Here is an 8,518-nt window from a genome sequence, read left to right on the forward strand (position 1 = left end):
GCGCCGAAGTGGCGGAACTGGCAGACGCGCTACGTTCAGGGCGTAGTGAGGGTAGCCTCGTGTGGGTTCGAGTCCCACCTTCGGCATACTTATCAATAAGCCGCATTCGTCTAGTGGCCCAGGACGCCGCCCTCTCAAGGCGGTAACACGGGTTCGAATCCCGTATGCGGCATGGGGGAACATGGTGGCTGTGGCTCAATGGTAGAGCACCTGGTTGTGGCCCAGGAGGTTACGGGTTCGAGCCCCGTCAGCCACCCTTAGACATTTTTAACAAAGAGGCACCTTTAGTGGTGCTTTTTTTGTTTCAGGATCAGGTTAGCTTCACTGATTTCAAATTATCTCAACAAAGAACAAAAGTTCTGTAGGGTAGCGAATTCTAAATTTAAGAATTTAACGTCAATCAAAAAAACTAACGAGGTGAATGTTATGAAACAAGTGAGATTAGGCCAAACCGATCTGCAAGTCTCGCGGGTGGCTTTTGGTGGTATCCCCATCCAACGCCTGAGTCATGAAAAGGCAGTCAGGGTGGTGCGGCGGTGCCTTGATTTGGGCATCACTATGCTTGATACGGCCAACGGCTACACTACCAGCGAGGAGCGGATCGGCCAGGCCATCGCCGGTCGGCGACAACAAGTGATCATTGCCACCAAAACCGGCGCGCGAGACAAGGTCACGGCCCTGGCCCACCTGGATTTGAGTTTGCAGCGCTTGCGCACCGATTACATTGACTTGTGGCAATTCCATAATGTCAGCACAGCAGCCGCATACGAGCAGGTGCTTGGCCCGGGCGGCGCGCTGGAAGCGGCCCAGACGGCTTTGCGCGCCGGCAAAATTCGGCATATTGGCCTTACCAGTCACTCCTTGGACATTGCTTTACAAGCCGTTCCATCAGGTTACTTTGAGACGATACAGTTCCCCTTCAACTTTGTCACCGATGAAGCGGGCCAAGCCTTGATTCCTTTGGCCCGGCAGCACGATGTTGGGTTCATTGCGATGAAGCCGTTTGCCGGTGGTCTGCTGGACAATGCCCGGCTAACCCTCAAGCATCTGCTCCAGTATGAGCATATTGTGCCGGATCCCGGCATCCAAAAGATTGAAGAAATCGAAGAGATTGTGGACATCGTCAACGGCTCCTGGACATTGACCCCTCAGGAATGGCAGGATATTGAAGGCATTCGCGCCAAAGTTGGCGACCGTTTTTGCCGGCGCTGCGACTATTGCCAACCATGTCCGCAAGAGGTGCGTATCTCGACCGTTATGACCCTGCGTAGTTTCTGGCATCGCTTCCCGCCGGAGCGCTTCTTCACCGGTTTCGTGGCCGAGGCCGTTGAGAGTGCCCGGCGCTGCGCCGAATGTGGCGACTGTGAGGCGCGTTGCCCCTATCAACTGCCCATCCGGGAGATGCTTGTTGAAAACATCGCCTTCTACGACCAGGTTGCCTCAAGCCGGGGATGAAAATGGAACGAGACCAGTTAGGCAGTCTGATGCGGTTAGACGAACTTTACATTAAAAACCATCTTCACCCGACGGATGAACAAAGCAGCCAGCACACCCCGCGGGCGCAAGAAGAGGGTTGATACCAACGGCTATGCCAGCCCTCACCCCGGTTGTGACGACTTCCTCCGCCAATCCGTGGCCCCCCTGATGCGCAAGCCTGGTCATTGGCCCAATCCGAACACGCCTTGTTGATGCACGTGCAATGGTGGCGTTTGTACTATCACTTCGTTCGAGATCATTCTTCCCTCAAGATCGCCGTACCTGGCTTGGGTGGTTGCCACTGGGCGAAAAATCCACTCCTGTTGGTAATACTTGCCCGAAGCCCTCATTGGCAAAACGAGCCGTGAGATCAACGCCAGCGAGGTTATCTGGCGTTTCTTCCAAGCACATCCGAAACAATAATCATAGCCTGTCCTGACTCTACTTAACTCATCCGCTTGCTCGGATGTGGTTTTGGCAGGGTTCAGAGCTAATATCTCCCCAAACGCAAATATCCACCCCGAAATCACTCGAGCTGGATCTGTTGAAACCTCATTCTATTGAAGCTTCCTTGTTCAGGGAGCCCCGATTCAGTCCACTTTTTCCGCCGCATCTCCACAAGTTGCAGGGATACGACCCAGCTATTGACAATTTGAAGATTTCCTTGTAAATTTTCTTTTATTCTATAAAATATTGAATTACTAAAATATTTATCATATCAAATAATAAACAGAGAAATAAAGGCGAGGCCTATCATGACGAAAAAACCATCTCTAGACCCGACGCACGATATATTATTCCGGCTTATGAAACGGTTTCCTCCGCTGAAATTAAAGCCCGGTGTCATTACCGGACTGACCCGGAGTGAATATGAATTATTAGCGACTTTGATGCTGAACCTTGATGACGAGAAAACAGCCTTATCCGTTACAGAAATAAGCAACCTGTTACAAATCACCCCGTCCGGTGTAACCCATCTGATCAACTCATTGGAAGAGGCGGGATATATAGAACGCCTGCCGGCCCCCACTGACCGGCGTATCGTCCTGGTTGGATTGACAGATAAAGGAACTAAAGCAGCTGAGGCGCTTATCGCAAATGTTCAGGAACAACTGGCCGCTCTGTTCAATCATTTGGGCGAAGAGGATAGCCAGACATTCATTCGTTTGATATCCCGGGCAATCGACTTTTTTGAGTCACAATTTGAAAGGTGATCCTGTTGGCAGGTCAATCAAGCATGACCGGCAAAAATCAAAACATCATTATCCAAATGCAAAATGTGGTTAAAGCATACCTCACCGGTGAGGTTCCTTTTGTGGCTCTCGATCATGTCAACCTTGATATCCGGCAGGGCGAATTCCTGGGGATTACGGGGAAATCCGGCGCGGGCAAAACGACCCTGCTCAATATGATCTCCGGGGTGAGCAAGGTGACCTCCGGGAATATTTTATTTCATTGGGTAGGCAGCCAATCACCCACCCCCTCTATCCCGATCCACACCCTGAATGAAGATAAACTGGCCTTGTGGCGCGGTGAAAACCTGGGGATCATTTACCAATCTTTCGAGCTGATGCCCACTCTCAGCCTGGTGGAGAACGTTATGCTGCCGCCTGACTTTTCAGGCGCGTACCATCCTATCGTCAGTAAAAAACGGGCGCTCGAATTGTTGGAGTTGGTTGAGATCGCCGATCATGCCTACAAAATCCCGGCGCATATCTCTGGCGGACAAAAACAGCGCGTGGCCATTGCCCGGGCGCTGGTGAATGATCCGCACCTGATCATCGCCGATGAACCGACCGGCAATCTGGACAGTGTCACGGCCGAAACCATTCTGGAAATTTTTGCGAAATTGGTTGACCAGGGCAAAACCATCGTTATGGTCACCCATGATGAAAGTTTCGTCCCTCGTTTTTCCCGCCGTTTACAGATTGTGGATGGGGTGGTCAGCAGCCCGGCAGAAAATGGCTCTGGTTCGACCGGCCGGCCGGTAACACCCTTAGCCCCGATTTCTGAACAAGAGCCGGTCTCCCTTGATGCGGCCAAAACCCGTATTGAGATTAATGCTGCGCCGGCGGCGCATCACCAGGAAACACCCGCCATTGTTTTGCGTAACGTGGAGAAGGTCTATGAAAACGCGGCGGGGAAATTTGTGGCGCTGAAATCCATCAACCTGCAATTGAATTACGGGCAGTTTATCTCCATTGTGGGGAAATCGGGCTGTGGAAAATCTACCCTGCTGAATATGATCACGGGCGTAGACCATCCCACCGCCGGGGAAGTGCTCATTGGCGGCAAGCCCATCTACCAGATGAGTGAAAGCCGGCGGGCTTTGTGGCGCGGGCAGAACATGGGGGTGGTGTTCCAGTTTTTTCAGCTTTTGCCCACCCTGACCCTGCTGGAAAACACCATGCTGCCGATGGATTACTGCAACATTTACCCCTTTTCTGAGCGCCCCGAGCGGGCCATGGCCTTGCTTGAAATGGTTGGGCTGGCAGATCAAGCCTACAAACGGCCCACAGCCGTATCCAGCGGGCAGCAGCAAAGCGCCGCCATCGCCCGCGCCCTGGCCACCGATCCGCCCCTTATCCTGGCAGATGAACCCACCGGCAACCTCGATTCACGCGCGGCCGACAATATTCTTAATCTATTTGAAAATCTGGCCAAACGCGGCAAAACGGTTTTGATTGTCACCCACGACCCTTCGATCACCCAAAGAACGGATCAAACCATTATCCTGTCCGATGGCGAGATCATTGACAAAACTGTGGCCCGCGCCCTGCCCTTTCTGTCGCACCCGCAAATGTTGGCGGCTACCAGGCGCGCCCAGAAACAGCAGGTTTTGCCGGGGGTAACAATCCTCCGGGAAGGAGAACCGGTTGAGCATTTCTTTATGATTGTGTCTGGAGAGGTGGAGATTGTCGTCACCAATGAGCAGTTGAAAGAAATACGGCTGGCGCGTTTTGGCCCCGGGCAATTTTTCGGCGAAATCTCATTGATCATGGGCGGTCATGCCACGGCCCAGGTGCGCGCCGCGGGCCGTGGCGCAGAGTTGGCCCTATTGCCCAACGAATTATTCTACGGCCTCATTGACGAGTCCCCCTTAGCCCGACAGGCCATTCACGAGGTGGCGACCACCCGTCTGGCTGAAAACATAAGCAGAAGGAAGACCAACCGGTGAACACCGCGATCAAACCAAACTTGCTAAAACCGCGTTGGCGCAAAGTATTCTTTGACTTGTGGGGTGACAAAACCCGCACCGGGCTGGTGGTTGCTTCCATTGCCGCCGGGGTTTTTGCTATTGGCATGATCATCAGCGCCTTCGTCATTCTGAAGGACGATATCAGTCGCGGTTATGCTGCCGTCAATCCGTCCAATATTGATGTGTGGACCGATCCATTTGATAAAGACCTGGTTCGAGCCATCAAAAAGGTGCCCGGGGTGAAAGAAGTGGAAGGACGCCGCGTTGTCGACATCCGGGCGAGGCGAGGCGATGAAGATTGGCATAATCTAACCCTGGTTGGTGTCTTAGATTTTGCGAGTCCTATCAGTCTTCGAACGCCAATTGAAGGCACGCAATTCCCGGGCAAAGACGAAGTGGTGATCAGTCAGGATATGATGCACATCACCGGGTTTCGTCCCGGCGACAAGATTGAAATCGAATTCCCCGATGGTTCGAGCCACACCCTGACCGTAGCCGGGCTGGTTGCCGATCAGACAACGTCCAAGCCCGATCCAAACGCGATGGGTTATGCATTTATAACCATGAAAACACTGCGGTCATGGGGACAGGCAGACTATTTTAACCGGCTTTATGTCACGGTAGAGGGCGACGGAAGTCAACCTGAAATCATCGCCGATGTTGCCGCCAGGGTCAGAGATAAGGTAGAGCGGAGCCAAGAAGTCTATCGGCTGGAGGAACACCTTTCCAATGAACATCCAATGGCGGACATAGTTTTTGCTGTTCTGGGCGTACTGGGGGCATTAGGTGTCTTGATCACTGTCCTGAGCAGTTCACTCATTATCAATACGCTCAATGCGCTGCTGGCTCAACAGCTGCGCCAGATTGGGGTGATGAAGTTGGTTGGCGCGCGCAGTATCCAAATTCTGGGGATGTACTTGACGCTGATCATGGCCTATGGCTTGATTGCCCTGGTTTTGGCCGTGCCCCTTGGGGCAATCGCCGGCTATGGCCTGGCCTGGTTTATCGCCTATTTGATTGGCGCTGAGTTGCAAGGGTGCCGGGGCATCCCTTTGGCCGTTGTGGCCCAAATCCTGGTTGCCACCCTGATCCCATTAGGCGCGGGTTTTTTCCCCGTCAACCGTGGGGCCAAAACCAGTGTTCTACGGGCAATCAGTAACTATCGCCCCGGCAATCAAGCTGCCCCAAGCCGTTTTAACCATAGTCCCAGATGGGTCAGCTGGATCTCCCGCCCGCTCCTGCTTTCATTCCGCAATACGTTTCGCCAGCAAGGTCGCCTGCTCTTGACCCTCTTTACGCTCACAGTGGCCGGAGCCGTTTTTATCGCGGTGTTCAATGTGCGCGATTCGGTGGACAATCTGGCGGATCAACTGCTGCAGCACTTTATGGGCGATGTAACCGTGGACCTCCGCCGGCCTTACCGGGTTAGCAGGATTGAGCAAACCCTGCTGGAGATACCGGGCGTTAACGGCGTGGAAGGCTGGGCCGCCGCCGCCGGCGAGGTTTGGGACGAGAATGACAATTTGGTGACCAATCTCTCCATTATTGCGCCCCCCCAGGATACGCAGTTGCTTAACATGGAATTGGCGGCTGGGCGGTGGCTCTGGCCCAATGAGGAAAGGGCCATTGTGGTGTCCGATACTATTTATAGTTTTTATCCCAACCTTAAAGTGGGTGACAGCTTGAGGATCAAACTCCCAGGCCGCCACGTGGAACAATGGCAAGTGGTGGGGATATTCCCGTTTTTGGCGCTATTTGGAGACCCCATCGCTTATGCAAATTTTGAATTTATTGCGGAAAGAAACCATCTGTCCAACCAGGCCGCTTCGTACCGCATCATTACCCAAGCGCACGATGCCGCTTCTCAACAAGCGCTGACCCGCCGCCTTGATGATTATCTAACTGACCAGGATTTCGCGCTTCAAAAAATTGAATCTGGTCATGACTTACAACAGAAGGCAACCATAACCATTGATGTCGTGATCGCCTTTTTATTGATCATGGCCATCTTGACCGCGTTTGTCGGCAGTATGGGCTTGACCGGCGCGATGAGTATCAATGTGTTGGAGCGGACCCGAGAAATCGGCGTCATGAGAGCTATCGGGGCAGTGGATAGGGCTATTATGCGATCAGTCATTATCGAAGCGCTGGTCATAGGTTTGATCAGCTGGGTTTTGGCGATAGGCTTATCATTTCCCATCGGTCACCTGCTGCTCAAGATTGTCGGAGAATCATTACTGGATTCGCCCATAGCCCTGAGTTTCACCCCGCTGGGCATCCTGCTTTGGCTGGCGGTTGTCATCATCCTTTCGGTTTTTGCCAGCATCATACCGGCCCGCAATGCAGCCAGGTTAACCATCAACGAGGTGCTGGCCTATGAATAAAGGTTTATTCTTTCCTCACTCCCCACAGATCCCCTCTGCCTCGATCCAATCGCCGCTAAACTAATTAATTTCCAGGCATCAAGCCACATAATGCTGGCTCGGTATTTAGAGGCCACCCAACGTTCAACATGTGCCGCCCGCCTCGAACCATTCTACTAAAACCAACTCAAGTCTCGTCATCGCGTTGTACGACACCTTCGCGCCAGGCAAAAACAGCGGCTTGGGTGCGGTCAGCCAGGTGTAGTTTACTCAGAATATTACTGACGTGGCTTTTGACAGTTTTATCACTAATCACCAATTGCTCGGCAATTTTGGCGTTGGTTAACCCGTCGGCCACCAAGCGGAGCACTTCCAGCTCTTGATCACTGAGGGGGGTCAGGGGATTATTTGTATCTTGAGGCGCGCCGTGTAACTCTTGTATCATTCGGGCGGCCACCCGTGGATGGAGTACCACTTCGCCCCGGGCGGCTTTTCGCACCGTGTCAACCAGTTCTTGGGGACTAATATCCTTGAGAAGATAAGACAAAGCACCGGCTTTGATGGCCGGAAAAATATGTTCATCCTGATGGTAAGAGGTAAGCACAATCACCTGAGTGCGCGGGCTGGCTTGTTTGACTTGCTGGGTGGCGGTTACGCCGTCCATTCCAGGCTTCAGCAAATCCATTAGTATTACATCGGGGGCATACATGAAAAAACAATGCCGGTAAAAATTTTCCTCACTCGTTTAGAAAAATCCCTATTGACATTTAGCTTAAATCTGGCTAGAATATAGCCAGAATGAGATACGAGATCATTTTAGCCCCGGAAGCCATTCAAGACTTGAAGCGTTTATCCGTGCGTGATCGTTCAATGGTTCGAGACGAGCTTGAAACCCACCTTCGATTCGAGCCGGATAAATTGAGTAGGAACCGGATTAAACGACTCCGTGGTATCAGGCGTCCTCAGTACCGATTACGTGTTGGTGAAATCCGGGGATTTTATGATATTGTTCAGGATGTGGTCGAAGTATTGGCGATTGTGAAAAAATCGGATGCCATGGCCTGGTTAGCGGAAATGGGAGAAGTGGAATGAAAGAAGTACCGTTAACAGAAGTGAAAGATAAGTTATCAGAATATTTACGACTGGCCGAAGAAGAAAACGTCATCATTACCCGGCATGGTAAACCGGCGGGTCTCCTGGTTGGCTTTGGCAGTGAAGATGATTGGTTTGATTATCGGTTGGAACATGATGAACGTTTTCTGGCGCGGGTTGCAACAGCCCGAGAGAGCTTACGGACTAACAAAGGGATCAGGCTAGAAGATATAGTTTTTGATGAATAGCATTTTCGTTTCATCCTTCGCCTGATACCGAGGTGTAAAAATGGCGGCCAACATGGTAAAACTTGAACTGCCGGCCAGTGTATATGAGCAACTGCAAGTTGGACATCAAAGCGATTCGGGAGCAGTTTCAAAAATCCCAA

General features: G+C 52.1%; 7 protein-coding genes and 3 tRNA genes. 9 read left to right on the forward strand and 1 reads right to left on the reverse strand.

The window, feature by feature from the left end; genetic code table 11:
• The first annotated feature begins 2 nt into the window (after positions 1-2).
• From JW953_15135 to JW953_15165, 7 genes are all read left to right on the forward strand, one after another.
• Positions 3-86, forward strand: a tRNA-Leu gene (locus JW953_15135).
• 13 nt (positions 87-99) lie between these two features.
• Positions 100-172: transfer RNA gene (locus JW953_15140), tRNA-Glu, on the forward strand.
• Positions 173-184: 12 nt separating this feature from the next.
• A tRNA-His gene (locus tag JW953_15145) sits at positions 185-256 on the forward strand.
• A 170-nt stretch (positions 257-426) separates the two neighbouring features.
• Complete coding sequence (locus JW953_15150) at positions 427-1,455, forward strand: aldo/keto reductase (protein MBN1994032.1); 1,029 nt, start codon at positions 427-429, stop codon at positions 1,453-1,455.
• A gap of 776 nt (positions 1,456-2,231) precedes the next feature.
• Positions 2,232-2,690: a MarR family transcriptional regulator gene (locus JW953_15155; GenBank protein ID MBN1994033.1), complete on the forward strand. Its 459-nt coding sequence runs from the start codon at positions 2,232-2,234 to the stop codon at positions 2,688-2,690.
• Between the two features lie 23 nt (positions 2,691-2,713).
• A complete protein-coding gene (locus tag JW953_15160) occupies positions 2,714-4,654 on the forward strand; it encodes an ATP-binding cassette domain-containing protein (protein MBN1994034.1) in 1,941 nt (646 codons plus the stop codon).
• Positions 4,651-7,059, forward strand: coding sequence for an ABC transporter permease (locus tag JW953_15165; protein MBN1994035.1), 2,409 nt, complete (start codon positions 4,651-4,653; stop codon positions 7,057-7,059). Before JW953_15160 ends, JW953_15165 begins: the two co-directional genes overlap by 4 nt.
• Before the next feature lie 166 nt (positions 7,060-7,225).
• Here the strand turns inward: JW953_15165 and JW953_15170 are convergent, their stop codons facing one another.
• On the reverse strand, positions 7,226-7,747 hold the full coding sequence (locus JW953_15170) for a response regulator transcription factor (GenBank protein MBN1994036.1): 522 nt from the start codon (positions 7,745-7,747) through the stop codon (positions 7,226-7,228).
• Between the two features lie 89 nt (positions 7,748-7,836).
• Between JW953_15170 and JW953_15175 the strand changes: the two genes are divergently transcribed.
• Both JW953_15175 and JW953_15180 read left to right on the forward strand, forming a co-directional pair.
• Positions 7,837-8,130 (forward strand): type II toxin-antitoxin system RelE/ParE family toxin, encoded by a 294-nt coding sequence (locus tag JW953_15175; GenBank protein MBN1994037.1) that lies wholly within the window; start codon positions 7,837-7,839, stop codon positions 8,128-8,130.
• A complete protein-coding gene (locus JW953_15180) occupies positions 8,127-8,378 on the forward strand; it encodes a type II toxin-antitoxin system Phd/YefM family antitoxin (protein MBN1994038.1) in 252 nt (83 codons plus the stop codon). Before JW953_15175 ends, JW953_15180 begins: the two co-directional genes overlap by 4 nt.
• Positions 8,379-8,518: the final 140 nt, after the last annotated feature.

This window comes from Anaerolineae bacterium (genome assembly GCA_016931895.1).
GTDB lineage: Bacteria > Chloroflexota > Anaerolineae > 4572-78 > J111 > JAFGNV01.